A 23,766-nucleotide genomic window follows, 5' to 3' on the forward strand; every position below is an offset into this window, starting at 1 on the left:
CTCCATCAGCCGGACGACGGCCCCAAGGCCCTTTCCCGCGTGACCGCACCCGCCTCCTGACCGCCTGACGCCTCCCCGCGCAGGGTCCGGAGCGCACCCGCAGGCACGCAGTACGCGTCACCCGCACCACCCCGCCGCACACTGCCCCGGAGGAGAACATCATGAGCCGCAGCGACGTCCTCGTAGACGCCGACTGGGTCGAGGCCCACCTGAACGACGAGAACGTCGTCGTCGTCGAGGTGGACGAGGACACGTCCGCCTACGACAAGAACCACATCAAGAACGCCGTCCGGATCGACTGGAAGCAGGACCTCCAGGACCCGGTCCGCCGTGACTTCGTGGACCAGGAGGGCTTCGAGAAGCTGCTCTCCGCCAAGGGCATCTCCAACGACGACACCGTCGTCCTCTACGGCGGCAACAACAACTGGTTCGCGTCCTACGCCTTCTGGTACTTCAAGCTCTACGGCCACCAGGACGTGAAGCTCCTCGACGGCGGCCGCAAGAAGTGGGAGCTCGACTCCCGCGACCTGGTCGACGGCAAGGACGTCCCGAGCCGCCCGGCCACCCAGTACAAGGCCAAGGCCCAGGACACCTCCATCCGCGCCTTCCGCGACGACGTCGTGGCCGCGATCGGCAACCTGAACCTGGTCGACGTGCGGTCGCCCGACGAGTTCTCCGGCAAGCTGCTCGCCCCGGCGCACCTCCCGCAGGAGCAGTCGCAGCGCCCCGGCCACGTGCCGAGCGCCCGCAACATCCCGTGGTCGAAGAACGCCAACGACGACGGCACCCTCAAGTCCGACGAGGAGCTCAAGGCCCTCTACGAGGCCGAGGGCGTCGACCTGTCGAAGGACACCATCGCCTACTGCCGCATCGGTGAGCGCTCCGCGCTCACGTGGCTCGTGCTGCACCAGATCCTGGGCCAGACGAACGTCAAGAACTACGACGGCTCCTGGACCGAGTACGGCTCGCTCGTCGGCGTGCCGATCGAGCTCGGCGCCAACAAGTAATCCCGGGCACGCGACGCCCCGTAGTACGACCTCTCTAGGACAGGACAGAGAACATGTGTGGAGCACAGATCGGCGGGCCCGACCTCGCGACGCTCAAGCCCGGTGAGACCGCGATCCAGGGACAGGTGACCAAGGGCGGCGAGCCCATCAGCGGTTACGTGCGGCTGCTGGACGGCGGTGGCGAGTTCACCGCCGAGGTCCCGACCTCGGCGACCGGCCAGTTCCGCTTCTACGCCGCTCCCGGCACCTGGACGCTGCGGGCGCTCGTCCCGGGTGCCCAGGCGGACCGTGCCGTCGTGGTCGCCGAGGCCGGCGGTGTGACGGACGTGGCGATCGCGGTCTGAGCACCGCACGTGTGATCGCTCGACAGATCGGCCGGAGGGCCGCACCCCAGGGGGTTGGACGCCACTGGAACGGGGTGCGGCCCTTCGTGCCGTCCGCCTTGTGTTCGCGGCCGCCCGCTCTACGCTGGAGTCATGTACGCCCGTCGCCGGCGCGTCTACTTCCTGCTCATGGGCGGATGCCTGGTCCTCTTCGTCTCCGCCTGGACCTTCGTGCGCCTGCTGTCGGTCGAGGCCGCGGTCGCGCTGTGCGTGGTCGCCATGGTCATCCCGCCGGTGGCCGCGATGATCGCGAACCGGCGCGGACCGGACGACCGCTGGTGGGACGACCCCTCGGGCGATCCGAAATCCGACGAGTGGTGGGACGAACTGGACGGAAAGCGGCGTCACGAGGACTGAAACCTCACGAAACGAGAACGTGATCTACGTTCGTACAACTGCTCCCCTCCGGTGCGCGTCAAGGGGTACGCGCGGGTATCCAGCCTGCGCCGCAGGTTTTGTGGGGGACTCCTTTGGAACACGAACAGACCATCCCTGAGCAGCGGAAAGGGGAGGAGAGTGCACCGGAGCCGGACACTTCGACCCCGCGCCGCCGGACGGGTCGCACCACCCTCCTGATCGCGGGCGCGGCCGTGCTCGGCGTCCTCGCCGGGACGATCACCGGCTACGCGGTGCAGTACCACCGCGAGCCCACCCCGCTGCCGCCGCTCGCCCAGCAGGACATCGCCGTCCCGAAGCCGCTGGCGGTGACCGACGCGACGAGCACGCGCTCGATCAACGCCAACCGCTGGCACAAGGCGGACGAGGACCTCGTCGCGAAGCTGCTGGAGGCCCCCTCGGCCGCGACGGTCGCCTTCTCGGGCGCCCAGTCCCCGGACGCGTTCGCCGCGGACTTCTACGCGAACCCTCCCGCGGCGATCGGCTCCGCCATCCGGCAGAACGTCCGCAGGATCGCCACCGTGCGGTGGTCCGAGGACCACACGAACTTCGTCGAGATCCGGCTGCTCCAGTTCCAGAACCGGGACGGGGCCCAGAGGTTCCAGTCGGGCGTGCAGGACTACATGCCGACCACGAAGCACGCGGGCAACGCGGGCAGTGAGGTTCCGGGTGTTCCCGCGGACTTCGGCCACCTGTGGATCAATTCCGAGGCGAGTGAGAAGGCCGGTTACCTCCCGGTCCGGCGGGGCACCGCGCTGGTCCGCCGCGGCGACATCGTCATGCACATCACCTACGTGAACAACCGCGGCGAGGTCGACGAGAAGGTCGTGGCCGACCTGGCCAAGCGGCAGATGGAGCGGCTGTGAGCGAGCGGGAGAACGAGAGCGGAGCCGTCGCGGACGCCGTGCCGGACGTCGTCGGGGATGCCGTGCCGGATGTCGTCGGGGATGCCGCCGAGGCCGCCCAGGACGCCACCGGGCCCACGCGCAGGGTGAAGACCGGGGCGGTCAGGCTGGTGGCGGCGGCCGTGGGCGTCGTCGTCCTCGTGGGCGGTGGCCTGTGGTTCTCCGCCGTGCTCGACGATGCCGAGCGGACCGCGCCGACGCGGTACTGGATGGCGGAGGGCGCGCCCACCGGCTCTCCCGCCCCGGTCCCGCCCGTGCCGGCGGCCGAGCTCAAGGCCAAGCTGGTGCCGCTGTCCACGGGCTACTGGCTCGGCCCCGACATCGACGCCGAGGGCAACGACTACTTCGTCTCGGGCGAGCGGGCGGTGCAGGCCTTCAAGGACGACCACTCGGGCCTGTCGACCGGTGACCGCGAGGTGCGGGACAAGGCGCTGGCGGATCTGAAGCTGAAGGGCCTGGCGGGGCGCAGCTACGCCCGGGGGAACGGCGGCGGAGCGATGGTCTCCGAGATCCAGCTCATGCAGGCGGACCCCAAGGAACTGGGGAAGTTCGCCGAGTTCGCCAAGAAGCTCCTCGATCTCACCGCGGTCGACGGTCAGGCGCCCAAGGTGGACGGTTTCCCCGACGCCAAGTGCGCGCTCGGCTCCGCCGTCGACGGCAAGAAGCAGGAGATCGCCACCCTCGAATGCGTGGCCCTCCAGGGAGACGTGCTGGTGACCTACCGGACCTACGGGTGGTCCCCGGGTTTCCACGCGAGCGATGCCGCGGGCCTGTTCATGGAGCAGCTGAACCACCTCAAGTCCCCCGGGGAGTCCGTGTGAGCGAGCAGACCACCACCGGCACCGAGCCCGGTCGTGAGCCCGGGCCCGAGGCCGAGCCCGTGCCCGGGCCCACTGCCGGGCCGGCCCCGCAGACGCCGGAGGGCCCCGAGGACGCGGCGGCCGCCGCGTCCTGCGACGCCCCCGCCCCGGAGGCCGCGCCGATCGCGCCCAAGGACCGCAGACGCCTGTTCGCCGCCCTGCGCTGGACCGCCGCCGTCGCCGTCTTCGCGACCGTCGGCGCGGGCGTCGCGTACGGGATCACCCGGCCCGAGCGCACCGACGTCCCCGGCCTCTCCACGGCGGACGACGGCCGCTGGACGTACCCGGCGCTGTCGCAACCGGCGCTGCCCGCGGGCGCCCCCCTGGCCCAGGGCCCGGACAACCCGGACGAGACGCACTACGCGCAGCTCACCGGCCTGCTCCTGCCCGCTCCCGAAGGCGCCAAGGCCGACGACGCCGTCAAGGCGGACAAGGACGGGGCGGTGTCGGCCGACGTCTTCCTGGAGGAGTACGCGCCCGACGTGCGCGAGAAGCTGAAGCAGTCCCTCGAATGGGACGGGCTGCGCCAGATCACCGGCCGGGGCTGGACCATGCCGGACGGCACCCGTACGCACGTCTACCTGTTGCGCTTCCACGCGTCGGGTTTCGTGGACGCCTTCAAGGGATGCGACACCAACGCACGGTTGAACGGCGTCTCGGCCCTGGAGCTGGACGACGTCTGGACCGGGGTCAAGAGCACGCAGAACGCCATCGTCCCCTTGCGTTTCCCGGGTTCGGGCATGGCCGGCGAGAGCGAGCTCAGCGTGTACCAGGAGGTGAAGCCCGTCCTCGGGGACGAGCAGACCAAGGTCGGGTGCCTCCAGTCGGGTGACGTCCTCGGCATGGTCATCCAGACCCGCAAGGGCGAGGTGGCCCCCGTCCCCTTCCACCAGACGGTGATCCTGCAGAGCCAGCTGCTGAGCTGACGGCCGGGCCGGCCGCCGGGGGCGTACCGGTACGGCCCACCTCGCAGCGTGCGCCGGTCCCCGGGCCAGTAGGCTTGGGGACCGGCCCCGTACAGCCCCGAAACGATTCCGAGGAGCACCCCGTGCTTGAGGCAGTCTTCACCTCCCTGCTGGTCCTGGTCTGCGTCGGCGTCCTGGCCTTCACCGGCCTGGCCGTCAAGAAGCTGTACCAGGGTCAGCGCTGAGCACCGGCTCCGCAGACCGCCCCGGAACCCCTCCCACAGATCGCCTGAGCAGCCATCCATGATCCAGATCCCGTCCGACCTGAACCCGGGCCTCGTGCCCCTCGCCTTCCTCCTCGGTACCTGGGAGGGCGCGGGCGTCTTCGACTTCCCGGGTGAGGAGAAGTGCAACTTCGGCCAAGAGGTCGTCTTCAGCCACGACGGCCGGGACTTCCTGGAGTACACCTCCCACAGCTGGGTCCTCGACGCCGACGGCAACAAGGTGCGGCCGCTGGAGTCCGAGTCCGGTTACTGGCGCATCGACAAGGACCGCAAGGTCGAGATCGTCATGGCCCGCGACCAGGGAGTCGTCGAGGTCTGGTACGGCGAGCTCGCCGACCAGAAGCCGCAGATCGACCTGGCCACCGACGCGGTCGCCCGTACCGCGGCCTCCGGCCCGTACAGCGGCGGCAAGCGGCTCTACGGCTACGTGAAGAGCGACCTCATGTGGGTCGGCGAGAAGGCCACGCCGGACGTCGAGCTGCGCCCGTACATGTCGGCCCAGCTGAAGAAGGTCGTCACGCCCGAGGAGGTCGCCGAGATGGCGCGCAACCTCCCGGACATGCCGGACGACGGCATCGCCTTCTTCCGCTGAGCGGGGCCGTCCACAGGCTGTGCACGAAAGGGGACCGCGGGCTCGCCCGCGGTCCCCTTCGCACCCCTACACTGGCGGAGTGGTGAGCACCGAGAGCACCGAGGGAACCCAGGGCCTCGACTGGAAGAGCGACCTGCGGCAGCGCGGATACCGGCTGACGCCGCAGCGCCAGCTCGTGCTGGAGGCGGTCGACGCCCTGGAGCACGCGACTCCGGACGAGATCCTCGTCGAGGTGCGCAAGACCGCCTCCGGGGTCAACATCTCCACGGTCTACCGCACCCTGGAGCTCCTGGAGGAGCTCAAGCTGGTCTCGCACGCCCACCTCGGGCACGGGGCCCCCACCTACCACCTCGCCGACCGGCACCACCACATCCACCTGGTCTGCCGTGACTGCGGCGAGGTCATCGAGGCGGACGTGGACGTCGCCGCCGAGTTCACGGCGAAGCTCCGCACCACCTTCGGGTTCGAGACCGACATGAAGCACTTCGCGATCTTCGGCCTGTGCGCGAAGTGCGCGGCCCAGCAGCGTGCCGCCCAGGCGTAGCAGGGTCGTACGCTTGGTCCCATGACCAGCAGCCCCTTGCTCCATCTCCCCGGCGCCGTGCAGGCCGAAGGCCGCGACGAGGGCGTCGCCGCCCACTACGGCGAGCTGTACGGCGAACAGCGCGCCCTCGCGGACGGACGCGGCTTCGTCGACCTCTCGCACCGCGGGGTCGTCACCGTCACCGGGCCGGAGCGGCTGAGCTGGCTGCACCTGCTGCTCACCCAGCACCTGACGGAGCTGCCGCCCGGGCAGGCCACCGAGGCGCTGATCCTCTCCGCGAACGGGCACATCGAGCACGCGCTGTACCTCGTCGACGACGGCGAGACCACGTGGGCGCACGTGGAGCCGGGCACCCAGGGCGAGCTGATCGCCTACCTGGAGTCCATGAAGTTCTTCTACCGCGTCGAAGTCGCCGACCGCACCGGGGAGTTCGCGGTCGTGCACCTGCCGGCCGGCTCCATCGCCGAGGTCGCCAAGGAGCACGTCGTACGGGAGACCGCGCACGGCCGTGACGTCTTCCTCCCCCGCGCCGAGCTGGAGTCCTTCGCCGCCGCGTACGGCCCGGCCGCCGGTCTCCTCGCCTACGAGGCCCTGCGCGTCGAGGCGCACCGGCCGCGGCTCGGCCAGGAGACCGACCACCGGACCATCCCGCACGAGCTGGGCTGGATCGGCACCGCCGTGCACCTGCAGAAGGGCTGCTACCGCGGCCAGGAGACGGTGGCCCGCGTCCACAACCTGGGCAAGCCCCCGCGCCGCCTGGTCTTCCTCCACCTGGACGGCTCCGAGGTGCTCCTCCCGGCCCACGGCGCACCGGTCCGGCTCGCCGCCGACGGGGAGGAGGGCCGCCAGCTGGGCTTCGTGACCACCGCCGTACGCCACCACGAGCTGGGCCCGATCGCCCTCGCGCTGGTCAAGCGGAACGTGCCGGTGGACGCCCCGCTGCTGGTCGGGAAGACCGCCGCCGCACAGGAGGTCGTCGTGGCCCCCTGAGGGGCCCCGACCGTCAGACGTCGATGACGAGGGTGAACGGGCCGTGGTTGGTCAGCGAGACCCGCATGTCCGCGCCGAACCGGCCCGTCTCCACCGTCGCGCCCAGCGCGCGCAGCTGCGCCACGACCTCGTCGACCAGCGGCTCGGCCACCGGGCCTGGCGCCGCCGCGTTCCACGTGGGGCGGCGGCCCTTGCGGGCGTCGCCGTAGAGCGTGAACTGGGAGATCACCAGCAGCGGCGCGTTCACGTCGCTGCAGGACTTCTCCGCCTCCAGGATCCGCACCGACCACAGCTTGCGGGCCAGTACGGCCGCCTTCTCCGGCGTGTCGTCGTGGGTCACCCCCACCAGCACGCACAGTCCTTCGCCGACGATCTCGCCCACGGTCTCGCCGCCCACGACGACGCGCGCGCCGTCCACCCTCTGCACCACTGCTCGCATACCACCTGTGTACCAGCCGTGCACCCGTCCGGGGCCGATCGGGTGGAGTGGGACTGCATCGGGGCCACGGAGAGTGGCACCATGCACGCAGGCGGTGCGGGTGCGCCGCACCGGTCGAGGGGACGGACTCGTTCGTATGAATACTTCTGGTACCTCCGTACCTGCATCACCCGCTTCCATCGCAGCTGCCGCGGTACGACCGCCCGCGCAGCGCACGGCCGACACACAGGGGACGCCGACCCCGACCACCGCGCTCGGGCTGCCGGAACTGCGCGCGCTGCGCCGTGACGCGCAGCGCGACGAGGCCGATCTGAGCTATGTGCGCAGACTGCTCCAGGGCCGCATCGACATCCTGCGCGCCGAGCTGGCCCGCCGCAGCGACCCCGAGCTCGCCCGCCGCACCGACCCCGAGGCGCCGGTGGTGGACCGGCTGTCGGTGATCCTCGCCGACGCCCCCTCCAGCCGCAGCGCCTCCGCCCGGCACGTCACGCTCGGCACCCCGCACAGCGAGGAGTACCGGCTGCTGGCGGCCGAGATGCTGGCCGACGTGGAGCTCTCCGACCTCGGCGCCCGCACCGACGAGGAGCTGCACGAGGGGATGGGGAAGCTGGTGCGGTACGAGCAGCAGGTCTCGCGGCGCCGGCAGCAGCTCCAGCGCACGGCCGACGACTGCAGTGCCGAGATCACCCGGCGCTACCGGGAGGGAGAGGCGCAGGTGGACGACCTGCTGGCGTAGGAGGTCCGGGCGGCGGAAATTCGGGCGACTGGCGCCGGACGGGCGATTAGCGTGGCCCGCTATGAGTGCTGACGTCCGGCCGATCGCCGCATCCGAACTCCCCGACTGGCTGCGAACCGTGAACACCGGGTTCCTGAACACGGCCCGAGCGACCGACTCGGACGTGGCCCAGCGGGCCAAGGACAACGATCTCGCCCGCACCCAGGGCGCGTTCGACACCGACACCGGCCGTTGCGTGGCGGCCTTCCGGTCCTTCGCGCAGGAACTGACCGTGCCCGGCGGGGCCGCCGTCCCCTCCACCGCGATCTCCAACGTGGGCGTGCTGCCCACCCATCGCCGCCAGGGCCTGCTGACCCGGATGATGGCCGCGGAGTTCGCCGCGGCCGGGGCGCGCGGCGACGTGCTGGCGACGCTGATCGCCGCCGAGTACCCGATCTACGGGCGGTACGGGTTCGGACCCGCCACCTCTCTCGCCGAATGGGAGATCGACGTACCGCGCACCGGACTGGACCGGCGGCTGTCGGCGCCCGTGGACGGCCCGGGGGTCCCCCCGGCCGGAAGCTGGGGGAGGATCGACCTGGTGGACGAGGCCGAGGTCCGGCAGGTCGGCCCGGAGCTGCACGAGCGGCTGCGGGCGCGCACGCCCGGCATGATCGACCGGAGCGAGCTCTGGTGGCGCATGCGGACCGGCCTGGAACAGGTCTCGTACCGCCCGTACCAGGAGAAGTTCTTCGCGGTCTACCGCACGGCGGCGGGCGAGCCGGCCGGTCTGGTCACCTACCGGGCCGACGACCACTGGACGGACGCGAAGGTCCCGCAGAACACCGTGCAGGTCCACGACCTGCTGGCGGCCACCCCGCAGGCGGAGCGGGCGCTGTGGCAGTTCCTCTGCTCGATCGACTGGGTGCAGAAGGTCCGCACCGGCTACCGGGCCCCCGACGACCTCGTCCCGCAGCTGCTGCCCGACCCGCGTTCGGCCCGCCTCGTCACCTCCGCGGACTTCCTGTGGGTGCGGGTGCTGGACGTCGTACGGGCGCTGGGCGCGCGGACGTACGAGGCGCCCGGGGAGCTCGTGCTGGAGGTCACCGACGCGTCGGGGCCGGCGGCCGGCCGCTACCGGTTGGACGCGGGCACCGGCACGTGCGAGCGGACCGGGGCGGCGGCGGACCTGCGGCTGGACGTCTCGGCACTGGGCTCGCTGTACCTCGGCGACGAGTCCGCGGTACGGCTGGCCGCGCTCGGGCGGGTCACGCAGGAGCGGCCGGGGGCGGTCGCGCTGGCGGACGCGGTGTTCCGGACGGCGCGCCGGCCGTGGTGCCCGGACATCTTCTGACCCGTACCGTTCCCGTGTCGGAGAACTGAGGACTGAGGTACTTGACGTCACTTGTGGAAACCCTGCGCGCGGCCGGCTGCGTCTTCGCCGAGGAGGAGGCGGAGCTGCTGACCGGGGCCGCCCGGGACGCCGGGCACCTGGCGGAGCTGCTGGCCCGCCGGGTGGGCGGTGAACCGCTGGAACACGTGGTCGGCTGGGCGGAGTTCTGCGGGCTGCGCCTGGAGGTGGGCGCGGGGGCGTTCGTACCGCGCCGGCGCACCGAGTTCCTGGTGCGGGAGGCGGTCGCGCTGGCCCGGCCCGGTGCCGTGGTGCTCGACCTGTGCTGCGGGGTGGGCGCCCTGGGCGCGGCGGTGGTCTCGCAGCTGCCGGGCGGCGCGGAGCTGCACGCGGCGGACATCGACCCGGCGGCGCTGGCGTACGCGCGGCGCAACGTGGCCCCGTACGGCGGCCGGGTGTGGGAGGGCGACCTGTACGCCGCGCTCCCGGATGCGCTGCGGGGCCGGGTGGAGCTGCTGGTGGTCAACGCCCCGTACGTGCCGACGCGGGAGATCGGCCTGATGCCGTCGGAGGCGCGGGAGCACGAGCCGCTGGTCTCCCTCGACGGCGGAGCCGACGGCCTGGACGTCCACCGCCGGGTCGCGGAGGGCGCGGCGCCGTGGCTGGCCCCGGGCGGTCACCTGCTGATCGAGACGAGCGCCCGGCAGTCCCCGTCGACGGCCTCGGCGCTGGCGTCCGCGGGCCTCGCGGTCCGCGCGGCCACCTCGGAGGAGCTGCACGCCACGGTGGTGATCGGCACGGCCTGAGAAAAACTCCGCGGGCCTGTCACATCCGTGCGGTGCGGCGGGTCAGAGGAGTGAAGCAGGCGGGAAACCGACCGGAGCCAGTCCGCACCGGCGCCCGCCTGAGGGGAGCGTCAGATGTCCACCACCGCCGTTGTTTTCGCCCTGGTCGGCGCGTTCATGGTCGCCTTCTCGGCCGGCTCGGTCTTCTTCAAGGCCAAGTGGGTCGTGGAGCCGATGGTGGAGTACGGCGTCCCGCGCTCGTGGTGGAACCTGCTCGGGGCCGCCAAGGCGGCCGGGGCGGCCGGCCTGGTGATCGGGGTGTTCGTACCGGCCATCGGCATCGCCGCCGCGATCGGCATCGCCCTGTACTTCTCCGGGGCCGTGATCACGGTGCTGCGCGCGAAGTCGTACGCCCACGTCGCGTTCCCCCTGATCTACGCGGCCCCCGCGGTGGTCGCCCTGACACTGGGCTTCAACGGCTGACAGCCTCCCGACGCCGACCCGGCCGTCCGCTGTGAGGGAAGGTGCGTGGGAGATGTTGCAAGCGGTGTGCTTGCAATAGTTAGCGTGATGGGGCAGGATTCACAGCATGGCATCGCTCAACGTCGGAAATCTCGGCGAGTACCTCCGTGAGCAGCGTCGGCAGGCCCAGCTTTCGCTGCGGCAGCTGGCCGAGGCGGCGGGGGTGTCGAATCCGTACCTGAGCCAGATCGAGCGCGGGCTGCGCAAGCCGAGCGCGGACATCCTCCAGCAGCTGGCCAAGGCGCTGCGGATCTCCGCGGAGACGCTGTACGTGCAGGCCGGGATCCTGGATGAGCGGGACCCGGACGAGGTGGAGACGCGAGCCGTCATCCTCGCCGACCCGAGCATCAACGAGCGGCAGAAGCAGGTGCTGCTCCAGATCTACGAGTCGTTCCGCAAGGAGAACGCGCTCGACGTGCCTGCCGCACCCGCCGCACCCGCCGACGAGATGCCGTCGAAGACCGACTGAAGTTGATCCGGGAGGACCAGCACATGGCCATCGCCGATGACCTGAAGAAGACCCTCACCGACCCCACCCCCCTCTACTTCGCCGCCGGCACGGCCGACCTGGCCGTCCAGCAGGCCAAGAAGGTGCCCGAGCTGATCGAGCAGCTGCGCGCCGAGGCCCCCGCGCGCATCGAGGCCGTGAAGAACACGGACCCGAAGGCCGTGCAGGAGGCGCTCACCGCCAAGGTCGCCGAGGTGTTCGGCGCGATCGACCCGAAGAAGCTCGGCGAGACCGCGCAGGACCTGGCGCTGCGCGGTGTGGGCGTGGCCGCTGAGTACGCGGTGCGCGCCAAGGAGACGTACGACAAGGTCGCCGAGCACGGCGAGCAGGCCGTGCGGACCTGGCGCGGCGAGTTCTCCGAGGAGATCGTCGACATCGCCGTGGCCGTCGAGCCCCAGCCGGCGGCCGAGCCGGCCGCCGCGTCCGGGTCCGAGCCGGTGGCCGCGGCCTCCGACGAGGAGAAGCCGGCCGCGAAGAAGCCCGCCGTGCGCAGGAACTCGGCCAAGAAGGCCGCCGTCACGGCGGACGACGCGAGCTGAACCGCAGCGGCATGAGCGCCGACGGGCCGGGCACCCTTCAGGGGCCCGGCCCGTTGGAGTTCATGAGGGCGCCCGTGCCGGTAGCGTGGAGTCGGGCGGCATCGGAAGTGCGAAGCGCATGCGTGAGAAGGCGGTCTAGGCGATGTTGATGGACGGGTTCGACCAGGGCGTGCTCCCGCTGTTCGGGTACGCCATGCTGCTGCTCGCCGTCGCGGCCTTCGTGATCGCGCTGCTGGCGCGCGAGGACGCGTACCGGGCCGCCGACAAGCAGACCAAGACCTTCTGGCTGGTCATCCTCGGCATCACCGTCGTGGTGAACGTCTTCCTGCAGATGCTCTTCCTGCAGATCGCCGGTCTGGTCGCGACCATCGTGTTCTTCGTCGACGTACGCCCCGCCCTCAAGCAGGTCACGGGCGGCGGTCGCGGTGGCCGGCGCGGTGGCGGCAGCAGCAGTGACGGGCCGTACGGGCCCTACAACGGCGGCCGCTGACCCCTGCCGACGGTTCCTGACCGCGAGCCCCTGACCGCCGGTCCCCGGCGGTCAGCCCTCGGCGCGGGAGAGCAGGACCACGGCCACGTCGTCGGTGAGCTCGCCGCCGTTGAGGCGCCGGGCCTCGGTGACGGAGGCCTCCAGGAGACCCTCGCCGCTCAGCCCGCGGTCCAGGTGGCGGTTGATCATGTCGACCATGCCGTCCTGGCCCAGTCGCTCCTTGCCCTCGCCGATCCTGCCCTCGATGAGGCCGTCGGTGTAGAGCATCAGGCTCCAGGTGCCGCCCAGCTCGACCTGGCGGCGCGGCCACCGGGCCCTGGGCAGCAGGCCGAGCGCCGGGCCGCTGTTCTCGTACGGGAGCAGGCGCGCGCGGCGGCCCGGCCGGGAGATCAGCGGGGCCGGGTGGCCGGCCAGGCACAGGCCCGCGCGCCGGCCGTCCGGGGCGATGTCGACGGTGCAGAGGGTCGCGAAGATCTCCTCGTTCGGGCGTTCCACCTCCAGGACCTCCTGGAGGGTGGCCAGCAGGTCGTCGCCGCACAGGCCGGCCAGCGTCAGGGCGCGCCAGGCGATGCGGAGCTCGACGCCGAGGGCGGCCTCGTCGGGGCCGTGGCCGCAGACGTCGCCGATCATGGCGTGGACGGTGCCGTCGGGGGTGCGGACCGTGTCGTAGAAGTCCCCGCCGAGGAGGGCCCGGCTGCGGCCGGGGCGGTAGCGGGCGGCGAAGCGGAGGTCGGAGCCCTCCAGCAGCGGGGTGGGGAGCAGGCCGCGTTCCAGACGGGCGTTCTCCTGGGCGCGCAGTTTCGATTCTGCAAGCTTGTACTGGGCGATGTCGGCCCGTTTTCTCTCCACGGCGTAGCGGATGGCGCGGCTCAGCAGCCGGCCGTCCAGCTCGTCCCGGTAGAGGAAGTCCTGCGCGCCGACGCGGACGGCCTCGGCGGCGCGCTCGGCGTCGTCCTCGCCGGTCAGGACGAGGACGGCGTGCCGGGGCGCGATGCGCAGCACCTGACGGAGGGCGGCCAGCTGGTCCACGGCGGTGGGCGCGCCGGCGCCGACGGCTCCCGGTACGGCCGGTGCTTCCGCCATGCGGGCGCCGGCGTCCGGGAGGGACAGGTCGAGGAGGATGCAGTGCACGTCGGGGGTGAGCAGCCGCTCGGCCTCGGTGAGGTTGCGGGCGGTGCGGAGCCGGATGCGGTGGCCGTCGGCGTCGAGGATCTCGGGGACGGTGAGACCGCCGGCCGGGTCGTCCTCGATGACCAGGAGGGTCAGCGGGAACGTGTGAGGGGTCCCTTGTGGAGTCGCCGGCGGGGTCGCCTGCGCCGTCGCCTGGGCGAAGGCGACCGCAGTGGCAGTGGCAGCGCCGCCGGCGGTGCCGGTGGTGGTGCCGGTGGAAGTGGCGGTGGAAGTGGCGGTGGGCGGTGCGGCGGTGTGCAGAACAGCCTGACCGCCCTCCGTGGCCGGGGTGTCCCTCTGCCGCGGTACGGGTACGGACATCGTCTCCGGTTCCTTCCCTCCCCCCGAGGGTGCGCTCGTCCGCAGACCCTAGCGGTCCCGGCCCGGCGAGCGGAATGCCGTTCCGGGGCGGGGCCTCCGGCATATGCCGTTATCGCGGGGGAAAAACGGCCTCACTGATGACAAAGGTCACGGTGGGGCCGCAGTCCGTCCCGCCTGGCGAGACGTCGGGCAGGCCCGTGTGGTTGCCTCCGCGCGCGTTTTTCCGGGACTGCGCCCCGGACCCCGCGCCTGATCGCCGACGAGACCGGAAGGTTCCGGGGGCTACGCGTCGGGGCGGACCACGGCCTTGATCGGCATGGAGCCCGCGCCCGCCATCGTCACGTTGCGGCCGGGGCGCGGGGCGTGGACCATCGCGCCGTCGCCGACGTACATGCCGACGTGGCTCGCGTCGTCGAAGTAGATGATCAGGTCGCCCGGGCGCATGTCCTTGAGCGCGACCTTGGGCAGCAGCCGCAGCTGCTCCTGCGAGGTGCGCGGGATGCCCCGGCCCGCCGCCAGCCAGGCCTGCGAGGTCAGACCGGAGCAGTCGAACGAGCCCGGGCCCTCGGCGCCCCACTCGTACGGCTTGCCCATCTGCGCCGTGGCGAACTGCACGGCCCGCCTGCCGGCCTCCGTCGCCTTGCCGTTGACGTCCTTCATCGCGCCCGACGACAGCCACGCCGTCTGCGCCTTGTACTGGGCTTCCTGCTCCAGCTGGATCAGCCGGGCCTTCTCCTCGGCCTCCAGCTTGCTCTCCAGCTCCTCCGCCGCCTTGATCTTCTCCTGGATCTGCTTCTTCGAGTCCTCCTGCTTGACCCGGTTGGCCTCCAGCGTCTTCCAGCGGTCACTCGCCTCCTGGGCGTACCGCTGCAACTCGCTCTGGGTCCGGCTCAGTTCGGAGAGGAGGTCCGAGGTGGCCTTCTCGCCCTGGCGCAGCCGGCCCGCCCCGTCGAGGAACTGGTCCGGGCTGTCGCTCAGCGCCAGCTGCGCGCCCGGCGGCAGGCCGCCGGAGCGGTACTGGGCGCGGGCGGCGGCGCCCGCACGGCTCTTGAGGGTGGTGATCCGTTCCTGGCCGGCGACGACCAGGTTGGCGATCTCGACGATCTTCTCCGACTGGGCCTTGGTCTCGGCCTCGGCGAGGTTGTAGGCGTCCGTGGCGGTGCCCGCCTGCCGGTAGAGCTCCTCGATGTCCTTGCGGACCTGTTCGAGGGACTTGCCGCCCGGTCCGGGCAGCGGGGCGGCGGGATCCCGGGGCGAGGCCGGTGCGGCGGGTGCGGTGGGTGAGGCGGGGGCGCCCGGCGCCGCGTACGCCATGCCCGTCGCGAGACCCGGCGCCGTCAGTATCGCCATCGCGCACAACAGCACGAGCGAGCTTGCGCCTCGTCGCCTTACGGTCCCCATGGTCCCCCCAGGCACCCGTGTCAGATCTCGTATCAGATCTGACTATTCATCAGTAACTTTCCACTGCCATCGGGATGGTGCCACGAGTCGATGAATTCCGACACCCTTGTGGAGGGCGTTCCGATCTTGTCCGCCCCAACGGACGCCGTGCCCCCGCCCCGCACGGACCAACGGCCCGCCCACGCCCCCGGTTCCCCACCCGCACCCCCGGTTCTGCGCCGGCACCGCCTTCACCCCACCGGACGCAACGCCTCCCAGCGCACCGTCAGTTCCCCCTGCCGCCACCGCCCCGGCCCGTCCGCCAGCGGCCAGTCGACGGCCAGCGCCCGCGCCGTGCGGATCCAGCGCTGCCGCGCCCCGTACGAGGCGTACGGGGCCGCCGCCGCCCACGCCTTGTCGAAGTCGCGCAGGAACGCGTGCACCGGCTCGCCCGGCACGTTCCGGTGGATCAGCGCCTTCGGCAGCCGCTCCGCCAGGTCCGAGGGGCGCTCCAGGGAGCCCAGCCGGGTCGCGAACGTCACCGTGCGCGCCCCCTCCGGGCCCAGTGCCACCCACACGTGCCGCCGCCCGATCTCGTCGCAGGTCCCCTCCACCAGCAGCCCGTCCGGAGCCAGCCGGGCGCACAGCCGCGCCCAGACCTCCGCGACCTGCTCCTCGTCGTACTGGCGCAGCACGTTCGCCGCGCGGATCAGCGCGGGACGCGCCCCGCCGTCCAACGGGACCTCGAAGCCCCCGTGCCGGAAGCTCAGGCCCTCCCGCTCGTACGGCTTCGCCCCCGCCACCCGCGCCGGCTCGATCTCGATGCCGACCACCCGCACCCGCGGCGCCGCCTCCCGCAGCCGCGCCAGCAGCTCCACCGCCGTCCACGGCGCGGCCCCGTAGCCGAGGTCCACCGCGACCGGCGCCTCCGCGCGACGCAGCGCCGCCCCGTGCGCCGCCGCGATCCAGCGGTCCATCCGGCGCAACCGGTTCGGGTTCGTCGTCCCGCGCGTCACCGAGCCCACGGGGCGGCCAGGGGCGCGGCCGGGCGCGCGGCTGGGGGGCGGGGTGGTGCGGGAGGCCATGAGCCGAGGGTAAGCGGAGCGCCCGTGCCGCATGAAAACCCGGCGGTGCCCCGAGAAAAACGGGGAAACCCCGAGGAAAACCGGGGACCCCGGAATGCGGGGGACCGCCATCCGGGTTGCACTCCTTGCAGGGCGCCCCGCGCGTCCTCGCAGGCATGCCATCCAGTCATGCCGCCCGCCCGGCCGTCAGGCCGTCCCCCATGCCGTCCGAGCGTTTCGCGCACACCGTCCGAGCCGAGAGGAACTGCTCCCTTGAGCCAGTACGTGTCCCGCCTCGGCGGCAGCCTCAGCGGCCGCCTCGCCGCCGCCCGTGCCACCCGCCACGAGCCGCCGCGCCTGCGCCTGCCCGCCGTGGGCCACCACCGCAAGCCGCGCCGCGTGGCCATGCTCAGCGTGCACACCTCGCCGCTGCACCAGCCCGGCACCGGTGACGCCGGCGGGATGAACGTCTACATCGTGGAGCTGGCCAAGCGGCTCGCCGCGATCAACATCGAGGTCGAGATCTTCACCCGGGCCACCACCGGCGGGCTGCCGCCCGTGGTCGAGCTGGCCCCCGGGGTCCTCGTACGGCACGTGGACGCGGGCCCGTACGAAGGCCTCGCCAAGGAGGAGCTGCCGGCGCAGCTGTGCGCCTTCACGCACGGCGTGATGCAGGCCTGGGCCGGCCACCGGCCCGGCTACTACGACCTGGTCCACTCCCACTACTGGCTCTCCGGCCACGTGGGCTGGCTCGCCGCCGAACGCTGGGGCGTGCCCCTCGTCCACGCCATGCACACCATGGCCAAGGTCAAGAACGCGGCGCTCGCCGAGGGCGACACCCCCGAGCCCGCCGCCCGCGTCATCGGCGAGACCCAGATCGTGTCCGCGGCCGACCGCCTCATCGCGAACACCGCCGAGGAGGCCGACGAACTCGTCCGGCACTACGAGGCCGACCCCGGCAAGGTGGCCGTCGTCCACCCCGGCGTGAACCTCGACCGCTTCACGGTCGGCGACGGCCGGGCCGCCGCCCGCGCCCGCCTCGGCCTCCCGCAGGACGCCGTCATCCCGCTCTTCGCCGGGCGCATCCAGCCGCTGAAGGCCCCCGACATCCTGCTGCGCGCCGTCGCCGTCCTGGTCGACCAGGACCCCTCGCTGCGCCGCCGCCTCTTCGTCCCCGTCGTCGGCGGCCCCAGCGGCAGCGGCCTCGCCAAGCCGGAGGGCCTGCAGAAGCTCGCCGCGAGGCTCGGCATCGCCGACCTCGTGCACTTCCACCCGCCGGTGGCGCAGGACGGCCTCGCGGACTGGTTCCGGGCGGCGTCCGTGCTGGTCATGCCCTCGTACAGCGAATCGTTCGGGCTCGTCGCGATAGAGGCCCAGGCCGCCGGCACGCCGGTCCTCGCGGCCGAGGTCGGCGGACTGCCCGTCGCCGTCAACGACGGGGTCACCGGCATCCTCGTGCCCGGGCACGATCCGGTGGACTACGCGCGGGAGCTGCGGCGCTTCGTCGACGATCCCGCGCTCGCGGACCGGATGGGCACCGAGGCGGCGCGGCACGCGCAGTTCTTCGGCTGGGACACGGCGGCGAGCGGCACGGCCGACGTCTACACGGCGGCCATGCATGATCACCGCCGTCGCGTACGCTCCCACCATGGCTGACGCTGACACCGCCGCGATCATCGAAGCGACCCTGACCGGCGCGGAACTGAGCTGGGAGTGCCCCTCCCCGGGCACGTACGTCGTCCAGCTCCCCGGCACCCGCAAGCTGAGCACCACCTGCTCGCTCCGGGTCGGAAAGCACTCCCTCTCGGTGAACGCCTTCGTGATCCGCCACCCCGACGAGAACGAGGCGGCCGTCCACCGCTGGCTGCTGGAGCGCAACCTCAAGCTGTTCGGCATGGCGTACGCGGTGGACCGCCTCGGTGACGTCTACCTGACGGCCCGGCTCCCGCTGTCGGTCGTCACCGCCGAGGAACTGGACCGCCTCCTCGGCACGGTCCTGGAGGCGGCGGACGGCTCCTTCAACACCCTGCTGGAGCTGGGCTTCGCGAGCGCGATCCGCCGCGAGTACGACTGGCGCGTCTCCCGCGGCGAACCGACCTTCAACCTCGACGCCTTCAAGCACCTGACGCAGCCGTCCTGACGGGGCCGCGCCCCGGACCCGCGGGGCCCGCGGCGCCGCCGCCCCTAGCCTGGGCCGCCCCGAGCCTGGGCCGCGCCGTGCCTGGGCCGCGCCGAGCCTGGGCCGCGCTAGGCCTCGGCCCCGGCCGGAGCCGGCTTCGCCACCGGTGCGGGCGCGCCACCGGCCACGGCCGCGCCACCGGCCACGGCCGCGCTCGTCCCCGCCTCGTCCTCGGAGAGGCCCCGCATCAGGAGCCAGTACCCCGCCGCCGCCACCGTCCCCAGCACACCGGTGGCCCCCCACAGCCAGTCGGCCCCGTACCGGTCGATCACGAAGCCCGCCATCAGCGGCGCCACCAGCGAGGCCACCGCCCAGGACAGGTTGTAGACCCCCTGGTAGCGGCCGCGCCCGTGCACCGGAGACAGCCGCACGACCAGGCTCATCTGGGTCGGCGAGTTCACGATCTCCGCCAGCGTCCACACGCACACCGTCAGCGCGTACGCCCACAGCGGCCCGGCGAAGGCCGTCAGCGCGAACCCGTACCCGGCCAGCAGTGCCGAGATCACCAGCAGCTTCTGCGGGTCGTGCCGTTCGATGAAGGCCGTGACCGGGATCTGCAGCAGCACGATCAGCGCCCCGTTCACGGCGAGGACCAGCCCGTAGTCCCCGGGGGAGAAACCGGCGCCGCCCATCGCGACGGGCAGGCCGACCGAGCCCTGCGTGAAGATCAGCGAGATCAGGAACGACAGCCCGACCACGCCCATGAACCGCCCGTCCCGCAGCACGCCCGCGAGCCCGATCGCCGGCTCCTCCCCGGTGGTCGCCCTGCCCGCGGCGGCGGGTGAGGGCCCGCCTTCGGGCCGGGACTCGGGCAGCTTCACGTACACGAGCACCGCGCACGTCAGGGTGAGCGCGGCCTCGCCCAGGAAGCCGGCCAGGTAGCTGTACTCCGCGATCACGCCCGCCGCCGTCGCGCTGATGGCGAAGCCGAGGTTGATGGCCCAGTAGTTGAGCGCGAAGGCCCGTGCGCGGTCCTCCGGGCGGACGATGTCCGCCATCATCGCCGCGACCGCCGGCCGGGAGGCGTTCGAGGTCATGCCGACGAGCAGGGCCACGGCGGCGATCGCCGCCGGGTGCTCCATGAAGCCGAGCAGCGCCACCGAGAACGCGGTGGAGGCCTGGGCCGCCAGCAGGGTGGGGCGCCGTCCCAGCCGGTCGGTCATCACGCCCGCGACGAGCGAGGAGACGACGCCGCCGAGCCCGTGGAGGGCGACCACCAGTCCCGCGAAGGAGGCCGAATAGCCCCGGTCCAGGGTCAGGTACAGGGTCATGAAGGTGGCGACGAAGGCCCCGAGCCGGTTGATCAGTGTGCTCGTCCAGAGCCACCAGAACGCGCGGGGCAGACCCGAGACGCTCTCCCGGGCGGCCCGTCTCAGACTGGCAGCGGACATAAGGATTCCCCCCGGAGACGTAAGTGTCACTTAAGCAGAGTGAACATTACGATCGGTGGGCCCCCGGGCGCCAGTCGATTGACGCGCGAGGTCAATCGGAGGAGCCCGCCTCGCGCGCGGGCGCTCCCGCCCGTCCATTAGGCTCGTACGCATGGCCGACGCACCGTACAAGCTGATCCTCCTCCGCCACGGCGAGAGCGAATGGAACGCGAAGAACCTGTTCACCGGCTGGGTGGACGTCAACCTCACCGAGAAGGGCGAGAAGGAGGCGGTCCGCGGCGGTGAGCTGCTGAAGGACGCCGGCCTGCTGCCCGATGTCCTGCACACCTCCCTCCAGAAGCGCGCCATCCGCACCGCGCAGCTCGCGCTCGAGGCGGCGGACCGCCACTGGGTCCCGGTGCACCGCTCCTGGCGCCTGAACGAGCGCCACTACGGTGCGCTCCAGGGCAAGGACAAGGCGCAGACCCTCGCCGAGTTCGGCGAGGAGCAGTTCATGCTGTGGCGCCGTTCGTACGACACCCCGCCGCCGCCGCTCGAGGACGGTTCGGAGTTCTCGCAGTCCGACGACCCGCGCTACGCGTCGATCCCGCAGGAGCTGCGCCCGCGCACCGAGTGCCTCAAGGACGTCGTCGAGCGCATGCTGCCGTACTGGTACGACGGCATCGTCCCGGACCTGCTGGCCGGCCGTACGGTCCTGGTCGCCGCGCACGGCAACTCCCTGCGCGGTCTGGTCAAGCACCTCGACGGCATCTCCGACGCCGACATCACGGGCCTGAACATCCCGACCGGCATCCCGCTCGTCTACGAGCTGGACGCCGACTTCAAGCCCCTCAAGCCGGGCGGCACCTACCTCGACCCGGACGCGGCCGCGGCCGCCATCGAGGCCGTCAAGAACCAGGGCAAGAAGAAGTAAGCACCGCGATCAAGCCCCTGACCCGCGCGTACGGTGCAGGTCAGGGGCTTTCGGCTAGGCGCTCTCGAAGTGACTAGTCGGGGTAGGTCCTGAAGGTGACGACGGCGGCCTCCTCGCCCTCCCAGGTGGCGTCGACCTGCACCGCGTCGATCCCCCCGGCGCCGAAGTTGGGCGCCTTCGGGTAGCCGAGGTGGAGGTGGAGTCCGCTGTGGTCCTCGATCGGCCCGCGCGCGGAGCCCTGGGATGAGAACCGCCCGTCGGGGTGGGAGTCGAGCCAGCCCCGGACCTCCGAGCGCGGCATGCGGAACGTCCCCGACCACTGGCTTGGGAAGGCCGGGTCGTCCAGCTCGAAGCAGTCCTCGCGGTCCGCGTGGGGCGGCAGCTTCCAGCCCATCGCCGTCATCGCCTTCCCGCACCCCGCGGCGACCTCCGCCGTCTCGCCGGCGTGCTTGAGCGCGAAGAGCAAGCCGCAGAACCAGACCAGTGCGGGCAGCTCCACCGCGATCACGAAGAGGACTGCCCCGGCGATCATCCATTTCGTCCGCCGCGGCATGCACAACTCCAAGATCGATTCGAACGTGTTCAGGATCTAGGACGTGCAGGGGGGCCGCACGGTTGCGCGCGCACGCGAAGGGCCCCGGCCGAGGGAACTCGGGCGGGGCCCTTCACGTGCGTCGAGCCGGGACGGGCGGGGTCAGCCGCCGCACTGGCAGGGGGCGCCGGACTGGCAGCCGCAGCCGCAGCCGGAGCCGCAGCCGCACGCCGCGAGCAGCGGGAGCCGCAGCGGCTCGGGCCTTGGCGGCTGCTCCTGCTCCGGGGTGATGGGGACGGGGGAATCGGGCATGGTTCCTCCTCGCAGGCGGTGTACAGGGAGTCGTACGGCCTTCGCCTCATTCATGCCCAGCGGCACCGGCGCGTCAACGGCGCATTGGGGCTCGCCGTGCTCATCGCGCTTGCTGTACCCGCCGCGCTCGCCGTGCCCGCCGCCTCGCGGGGCGCCGTCGTGCCCGCCCCCGCCCCCGGTGTCAGATGCCCTCGACCTGCGTGGGCTGCTGGAGGTCGTCCGCGTGCTCACCCGTCACCAGGTAGACGACGCGCTTGGCCACCGACACCGCGTGGTCGGCGAAGCGCTCGTAGTAGCGGCCCAGCAGCGTCACGTCCACCGCCGTCTCGATGCCGTGCTTCCAGCGGTCGTCCATCAGGTGCTGGAACAGCGTGCGGTGCAGCTGGTCCATCTCGTCGTCGTCCTGCTCCAGCTGGAGGGCGAGGTCGACGTCCTTCGTGATGATCACCTCGGCGGCCTTCGCCATCAGGCGCTGCGCGAGCTGCCCCATCTCCAGGATGGTGGCGTGCAGGTCCCGCGGCACCGCCGTGTCCGGGAAGCGCAGCCGGGCGAGCTTCGCCACGTGCTGTGCCAGGTCGCCGCTGCGCTCCAGGTCGGCGCTCATGCGCAGCGAGGTCACGACGATGCGCAGGTCGGTGGCGACCGGCTGCTGGCGGGCCAGCAGGGCGATGGCGCGGGCCTCCAGGTCGTGCTGCAGGTCGTCGACCTTCTGGTCGGCGGCGATGACGCTCTCGGCGAGCTTCAGGTCGGCGTCGAGCATGGACGTCGTGGCCCGCCCGATCGCGGAACCGACGAGCCGGGCCATCTCGACCAGGCCTTCTCCGATCGAGTCCAGTTCCTCGTGGTACGCGTCGCGCATGTCTCGTGTCCCTCTCTCGACCTACTACTGCTGTACTGCCCGGGGCGGGCCGGGGCGGCCTTCGGCCCCACGTTGACACGGTGAGCCGCAAACGCGTCCGACTCCGGCATCACAAGTGAATCAGCCCCGTCGCCAGGGTGAACTCTGGGCGACGACTGTTCGAGCTGCCACCCGAACGGCTGTGGAAGTGTCGTCCGGCCTGCTTAACCTGGATCCATGGACGTGAACGCGGCGGTCGCCGCAGCTGCAGCGATCGCCGGTCTGTGCACCGGTGTGATCGCCATGCTGGCGTTCCGCTGGAGCGAGCGCGACCAGGCCCGCCCCACCCGGAGCTCCATGCGCCCCGACATCAACGCGGTGCTCCCGCCCGGCGTGGACACCGTCCTCTCCGTGCTGCGCTCCTCCGCCGTCGTACTGGACGAGGGCGACGCGGTGGTCAAGGCCAGCTCCGCGGCGTACGCCCTCGGCCTGGTCCGCGGCGGCAAGCTCGCCGTCGAGCCCATGCTCCACATGGCCCGTGACACCCGGCGCGACGGGGAGATACGCCAGGTGGAGCTGGACCTGCCCCGGCGCGGCACCGGCCGCGGCGAGGCCCTCGCCGTCTCGGCGCGCGTGGCCCCGCTCGGCTCCCGCCTGGTGCTCCTCCTCGTCGAGGACCTCACCGAGGCCCGCCGCATCGAGGCCGTACGCCGCGACTTCGTGGCCAACGTGTCGCACGAGCTGAAGACCCCGGTCGGCGCGATCTCCCTGCTGTCCGAGGCCGTCATGGACGCCTCGGACGACCCCGAGGCGGTCAGCCGCTTCGCCGGCCGCATGCAGATCGAGGCCACCCGGCTGATCAACCTCGTGCAGGAGCTCATCGACCTCTCCCGGGTACAGAACGACGACCCGCTGGAGGACGCCGAGCCCGTACGCGTGGACACGCTCGTGGCCGAGGCCATCGACCGCTGCCGCCACACGGCGTCCTCGAAGCAGATCACCATGGCCGCGGGCGGCACCGCCGACCTGCGGGTCTGGGGCCACCGCGGCCAGCTCGCGGCCGCCCTCGGAAATCTCGTCGAGAACGCCGTCAACTACAGTCCCGCCCGCACCCGCGTCGGCATAGCCGGCCGCAGGGTGGCGGCACCCGGGGGAGACTTGATCGAGATCGCCGTGACCGACCAGGGCATCGGCATCCCGGAAAAGGACCGCGAGCGCATCTTCGAGCGCTTCTACCGCGTGGACCCGGCCCGCTCCCGCGCCACGGGAGGCACGGGACTCGGCCTTGCGATCGTGAAGCACGTGGCGGCCTCGCACGGCGGGGAGGTCTCGGTATGGAGCTCGGAGGGCCAGGGCTCCACGTTCACCCTGCGACTCCCCGAAGCGGCCGCGCCGGCCCCGGCGCCGACCCCCCACACCCACTCCACCCCTGCCTGAACCAGAACCGCATC

The 23,766-nt window shown here is 72.1% G+C and carries 28 protein-coding genes; 20 read left to right on the plus strand and 8 right to left on the minus strand.

What is annotated here, in order from left to right; all coding sequences use genetic code 11:
- Positions 1-161: 161 nt before the first annotated feature.
- The 9 genes from ACFYP3_RS20315 to ACFYP3_RS20355 all read left to right on the plus strand — a co-directional run bounded on the left by ACFYP3_RS20315 (position 162) and on the right by ACFYP3_RS20355 (position 6,866).
- Positions 162-1,007, plus strand: a complete 846-nt coding sequence (locus ACFYP3_RS20315) for a sulfurtransferase (RefSeq protein ID WP_388834227.1) — start codon at positions 162-164, stop codon at positions 1,005-1,007.
- Positions 1,008-1,060: 53 nt separating this feature from the next.
- Positions 1,061-1,351 (plus strand): DUF1416 domain-containing protein, encoded by a 291-nt coding sequence (locus ACFYP3_RS20320; RefSeq protein ID WP_030718391.1) that lies wholly within the window; start codon positions 1,061-1,063, stop codon positions 1,349-1,351.
- 132 nt (positions 1,352-1,483) lie between these two features.
- Positions 1,484-1,747: a DUF3099 domain-containing protein gene (locus tag ACFYP3_RS20325; RefSeq protein WP_388834230.1), complete on the plus strand. Its 264-nt coding sequence runs from the start codon at positions 1,484-1,486 to the stop codon at positions 1,745-1,747.
- A 113-nt stretch (positions 1,748-1,860) separates the two neighbouring features.
- Positions 1,861-2,652 (plus strand): hypothetical protein, encoded by a 792-nt coding sequence (locus ACFYP3_RS20330; RefSeq protein ID WP_388834233.1) that lies wholly within the window; start codon positions 1,861-1,863, stop codon positions 2,650-2,652.
- Complete coding sequence (locus ACFYP3_RS20335) at positions 2,649-3,512, plus strand: hypothetical protein (RefSeq protein WP_388834236.1); 864 nt, start codon at positions 2,649-2,651, stop codon at positions 3,510-3,512. The genes ACFYP3_RS20330 and ACFYP3_RS20335 overlap by 4 nt, the downstream gene beginning before the upstream one ends.
- The gene (locus tag ACFYP3_RS20340) at positions 3,509-4,477 is read left to right on the plus strand and encodes a hypothetical protein (RefSeq protein WP_388834239.1); all 969 of its coding nucleotides are present in this window, start codon (positions 3,509-3,511) and stop codon (positions 4,475-4,477) included. Before ACFYP3_RS20335 ends, ACFYP3_RS20340 begins: the two co-directional genes overlap by 4 nt.
- 282 nt (positions 4,478-4,759) lie before the next feature.
- Positions 4,760-5,332: an FABP family protein gene (locus tag ACFYP3_RS20345; protein ID WP_388834242.1), complete on the plus strand. Its 573-nt coding sequence runs from the start codon at positions 4,760-4,762 to the stop codon at positions 5,330-5,332.
- A gap of 79 nt (positions 5,333-5,411) precedes the next feature.
- On the plus strand, positions 5,412-5,876 hold the full coding sequence (locus tag ACFYP3_RS20350) for a Fur family transcriptional regulator (RefSeq protein WP_388834245.1): 465 nt from the start codon (positions 5,412-5,414) through the stop codon (positions 5,874-5,876).
- A 21-nt stretch (positions 5,877-5,897) separates the two neighbouring features.
- Complete coding sequence (locus tag ACFYP3_RS20355) at positions 5,898-6,866, plus strand: YgfZ/GcvT domain-containing protein (RefSeq protein ID WP_388834248.1); 969 nt, start codon at positions 5,898-5,900, stop codon at positions 6,864-6,866.
- 13 nt (positions 6,867-6,879) lie between these two features.
- Here ACFYP3_RS20355 and dtd read toward each other — a convergent pair whose 3' ends face one another.
- Positions 6,880-7,305, minus strand: a complete 426-nt coding sequence (dtd, locus tag ACFYP3_RS20360) for a D-aminoacyl-tRNA deacylase (protein WP_388834251.1) — start codon at positions 7,303-7,305, stop codon at positions 6,880-6,882.
- 136 nt (positions 7,306-7,441) lie between these two features.
- Between dtd and ACFYP3_RS20365 the strand changes: the two genes are divergently transcribed.
- The 7 genes from ACFYP3_RS20365 to ACFYP3_RS20395 all read left to right on the plus strand — a co-directional run bounded on the left by ACFYP3_RS20365 (position 7,442) and on the right by ACFYP3_RS20395 (position 12,215).
- Positions 7,442-8,041, plus strand: coding sequence for an AmfC protein (locus ACFYP3_RS20365; RefSeq protein ID WP_388834253.1), 600 nt, complete (start codon positions 7,442-7,444; stop codon positions 8,039-8,041).
- 61 nt (positions 8,042-8,102) lie between these two features.
- A complete protein-coding gene (locus ACFYP3_RS20370; protein WP_388834255.1) occupies positions 8,103-9,374 on the plus strand; it encodes a GNAT family N-acetyltransferase in 1,272 nt (423 codons plus the stop codon).
- A 32-nt stretch (positions 9,375-9,406) separates the two neighbouring features.
- Positions 9,407-10,177, plus strand: coding sequence for a putative protein N(5)-glutamine methyltransferase (locus tag ACFYP3_RS20375; RefSeq protein ID WP_388834486.1), 771 nt, complete (start codon positions 9,407-9,409; stop codon positions 10,175-10,177).
- 114 nt (positions 10,178-10,291) lie between these two features.
- On the plus strand, positions 10,292-10,639 hold the full coding sequence (locus ACFYP3_RS20380; protein ID WP_388834257.1) for a DoxX family protein: 348 nt from the start codon (positions 10,292-10,294) through the stop codon (positions 10,637-10,639).
- 106 nt (positions 10,640-10,745) lie between these two features.
- A complete protein-coding gene (locus ACFYP3_RS20385) occupies positions 10,746-11,147 on the plus strand; it encodes a helix-turn-helix domain-containing protein (RefSeq protein WP_388834260.1) in 402 nt (133 codons plus the stop codon).
- Positions 11,148-11,170: 23 nt separating this feature from the next.
- On the plus strand, positions 11,171-11,725 hold the full coding sequence (locus tag ACFYP3_RS20390; RefSeq protein ID WP_388834263.1) for a hypothetical protein: 555 nt from the start codon (positions 11,171-11,173) through the stop codon (positions 11,723-11,725).
- Positions 11,726-11,867: 142 nt separating this feature from the next.
- A complete protein-coding gene (locus tag ACFYP3_RS20395) occupies positions 11,868-12,215 on the plus strand; it encodes a DUF2516 family protein (protein WP_388834266.1) in 348 nt (115 codons plus the stop codon).
- A gap of 51 nt (positions 12,216-12,266) precedes the next feature.
- Here ACFYP3_RS20395 and ACFYP3_RS20400 read toward each other — a convergent pair whose 3' ends face one another.
- The 3 genes from ACFYP3_RS20400 to ACFYP3_RS20410 form a co-directional block, all read right to left on the minus strand.
- Positions 12,267-13,706: a PP2C family protein-serine/threonine phosphatase gene (locus ACFYP3_RS20400; RefSeq protein ID WP_388834269.1), complete on the minus strand. Its 1,440-nt coding sequence runs from the start codon at positions 13,704-13,706 to the stop codon at positions 12,267-12,269.
- Positions 13,707-13,988: 282 nt separating this feature from the next.
- Positions 13,989-15,107 carry an NlpC/P60 family protein gene (locus ACFYP3_RS20405; protein ID WP_388834271.1) on the minus strand — a complete coding sequence of 373 codons (1,119 nt, stop codon included), beginning with the start codon at positions 15,105-15,107 and terminating at the stop codon, positions 13,989-13,991.
- Positions 15,108-15,337: 230 nt separating this feature from the next.
- On the minus strand, positions 15,338-16,171 hold the full coding sequence (locus tag ACFYP3_RS20410; protein WP_388834273.1) for a class I SAM-dependent methyltransferase: 834 nt from the start codon (positions 16,169-16,171) through the stop codon (positions 15,338-15,340).
- Between the two features lie 252 nt (positions 16,172-16,423).
- On the opposite strand from ACFYP3_RS20410, the gene mshA reads away from it, so the two are divergent.
- On the plus strand, positions 16,424-17,806 hold the full coding sequence (gene mshA / locus ACFYP3_RS20415) for a D-inositol-3-phosphate glycosyltransferase (RefSeq protein WP_388834275.1): 1,383 nt from the start codon (positions 16,424-16,426) through the stop codon (positions 17,804-17,806).
- The gene (locus tag ACFYP3_RS20420) at positions 17,799-18,290 is read left to right on the plus strand and encodes a YbjN domain-containing protein (protein WP_388834277.1); all 492 of its coding nucleotides are present in this window, start codon (positions 17,799-17,801) and stop codon (positions 18,288-18,290) included. Before mshA ends, ACFYP3_RS20420 begins: the two co-directional genes overlap by 8 nt.
- A gap of 107 nt (positions 18,291-18,397) precedes the next feature.
- On the opposite strand, the gene ACFYP3_RS20425 is transcribed toward ACFYP3_RS20420, so the two are convergent.
- A complete protein-coding gene (locus ACFYP3_RS20425; protein WP_388834279.1) occupies positions 18,398-19,720 on the minus strand; it encodes an MDR family MFS transporter in 1,323 nt (440 codons plus the stop codon).
- Between the two features lie 151 nt (positions 19,721-19,871).
- Between ACFYP3_RS20425 and ACFYP3_RS20430 the strand changes: the two genes are divergently transcribed.
- A complete protein-coding gene (locus ACFYP3_RS20430; protein ID WP_388834282.1) occupies positions 19,872-20,633 on the plus strand; it encodes a phosphoglyceromutase in 762 nt (253 codons plus the stop codon).
- A 73-nt stretch (positions 20,634-20,706) separates the two neighbouring features.
- Here ACFYP3_RS20430 and ACFYP3_RS20435 read toward each other — a convergent pair whose 3' ends face one another.
- The 3 genes from ACFYP3_RS20435 to phoU all read right to left on the minus strand — a co-directional run bounded on the left by ACFYP3_RS20435 (position 20,707) and on the right by phoU (position 22,336).
- The gene (locus ACFYP3_RS20435; protein WP_388834285.1) at positions 20,707-21,165 is read right to left on the minus strand and encodes a hypothetical protein; all 459 of its coding nucleotides are present in this window, start codon (positions 21,163-21,165) and stop codon (positions 20,707-20,709) included.
- Positions 21,166-21,327: 162 nt separating this feature from the next.
- Positions 21,328-21,477 carry a hypothetical protein gene (locus tag ACFYP3_RS20440; RefSeq protein ID WP_167344738.1) on the minus strand — a complete coding sequence of 50 codons (150 nt, stop codon included), beginning with the start codon at positions 21,475-21,477 and terminating at the stop codon, positions 21,328-21,330.
- Positions 21,478-21,658: 181 nt separating this feature from the next.
- Positions 21,659-22,336: a phosphate signaling complex protein PhoU gene (gene phoU, locus ACFYP3_RS20445; RefSeq protein ID WP_388834289.1), complete on the minus strand. Its 678-nt coding sequence runs from the start codon at positions 22,334-22,336 to the stop codon at positions 21,659-21,661.
- Between the two features lie 216 nt (positions 22,337-22,552).
- Between phoU and ACFYP3_RS20450 the strand changes: the two genes are divergently transcribed.
- Positions 22,553-23,752 carry a sensor histidine kinase gene (locus tag ACFYP3_RS20450; protein WP_388834292.1) on the plus strand — a complete coding sequence of 400 codons (1,200 nt, stop codon included), beginning with the start codon at positions 22,553-22,555 and terminating at the stop codon, positions 23,750-23,752.
- Positions 23,753-23,766 lie beyond the last annotated feature (14 nt).

Origin of the sequence: Streptomyces sp. NPDC005533, from assembly GCF_042871845.1 — a bacterium.
In the GTDB taxonomy this organism is placed as follows: Bacteria; Actinomycetota; Actinomycetes; order Streptomycetales; family Streptomycetaceae; genus Streptomyces.

Bases quoted from the DNA above. Each gene is read 5' to 3' on its own strand.
- ACFYP3_RS20420 (WP_388834277.1), top strand. From the start codon at position 17,799: ATGGCTGACGCTGACACCGCCGCGATCATCGAAGCGACCCTGACCGGC.
- ACFYP3_RS20325 (WP_388834230.1), top strand. From the start codon at position 1,484: ATGTACGCCCGTCGCCGGCGCGTCTACTTCCTGCTCATGGGCGGATGC.
- ACFYP3_RS20320 (WP_030718391.1), top strand. From the start codon at position 1,061: ATGTGTGGAGCACAGATCGGCGGGCCCGACCTCGCGACGCTCAAGCCC.
- ACFYP3_RS20390 (WP_388834263.1), top strand. From the start codon at position 11,171: ATGGCCATCGCCGATGACCTGAAGAAGACCCTCACCGACCCCACCCCC.
- ACFYP3_RS20315 (WP_388834227.1), top strand. From the start codon at position 162: ATGAGCCGCAGCGACGTCCTCGTAGACGCCGACTGGGTCGAGGCCCAC.
- ACFYP3_RS20380 (WP_388834257.1), top strand. From the start codon at position 10,292: ATGTCCACCACCGCCGTTGTTTTCGCCCTGGTCGGCGCGTTCATGGTC.
- ACFYP3_RS20435 (WP_388834285.1), bottom strand. From the start codon at position 21,165: ATGATCGCCGGGGCAGTCCTCTTCGTGATCGCGGTGGAGCTGCCCGCA.
- ACFYP3_RS20370 (WP_388834255.1), top strand. From the start codon at position 8,103: ATGAGTGCTGACGTCCGGCCGATCGCCGCATCCGAACTCCCCGACTGG.
- ACFYP3_RS20450 (WP_388834292.1), top strand. From the start codon at position 22,553: ATGGACGTGAACGCGGCGGTCGCCGCAGCTGCAGCGATCGCCGGTCTG.
- ACFYP3_RS20430 (WP_388834282.1), top strand. From the start codon at position 19,872: ATGGCCGACGCACCGTACAAGCTGATCCTCCTCCGCCACGGCGAGAGC.
- ACFYP3_RS20385 (WP_388834260.1), top strand. From the start codon at position 10,746: ATGGCATCGCTCAACGTCGGAAATCTCGGCGAGTACCTCCGTGAGCAG.
- phoU (WP_388834289.1), bottom strand. From the start codon at position 22,336: ATGCGCGACGCGTACCACGAGGAACTGGACTCGATCGGAGAAGGCCTG.
- ACFYP3_RS20405 (WP_388834271.1), bottom strand. From the start codon at position 15,107: ATGGGGACCGTAAGGCGACGAGGCGCAAGCTCGCTCGTGCTGTTGTGC.
- dtd (WP_388834251.1), bottom strand. From the start codon at position 7,305: ATGCGAGCAGTGGTGCAGAGGGTGGACGGCGCGCGCGTCGTCGTGGGC.
- ACFYP3_RS20365 (WP_388834253.1), top strand. From the start codon at position 7,442: ATGAATACTTCTGGTACCTCCGTACCTGCATCACCCGCTTCCATCGCA.
- ACFYP3_RS20395 (WP_388834266.1), top strand. From the start codon at position 11,868: ATGTTGATGGACGGGTTCGACCAGGGCGTGCTCCCGCTGTTCGGGTAC.
- ACFYP3_RS20345 (WP_388834242.1), top strand. From the start codon at position 4,760: ATGATCCAGATCCCGTCCGACCTGAACCCGGGCCTCGTGCCCCTCGCC.
- ACFYP3_RS20355 (WP_388834248.1), top strand. From the start codon at position 5,898: ATGACCAGCAGCCCCTTGCTCCATCTCCCCGGCGCCGTGCAGGCCGAA.
- ACFYP3_RS20425 (WP_388834279.1), bottom strand. From the start codon at position 19,720: ATGTCCGCTGCCAGTCTGAGACGGGCCGCCCGGGAGAGCGTCTCGGGT.
- ACFYP3_RS20400 (WP_388834269.1), bottom strand. From the start codon at position 13,706: ATGTCCGTACCCGTACCGCGGCAGAGGGACACCCCGGCCACGGAGGGC.
- ACFYP3_RS20410 (WP_388834273.1), bottom strand. From the start codon at position 16,171: ATGGCCTCCCGCACCACCCCGCCCCCCAGCCGCGCGCCCGGCCGCGCC.
- ACFYP3_RS20440 (WP_167344738.1), bottom strand. From the start codon at position 21,477: ATGCCCGATTCCCCCGTCCCCATCACCCCGGAGCAGGAGCAGCCGCCA.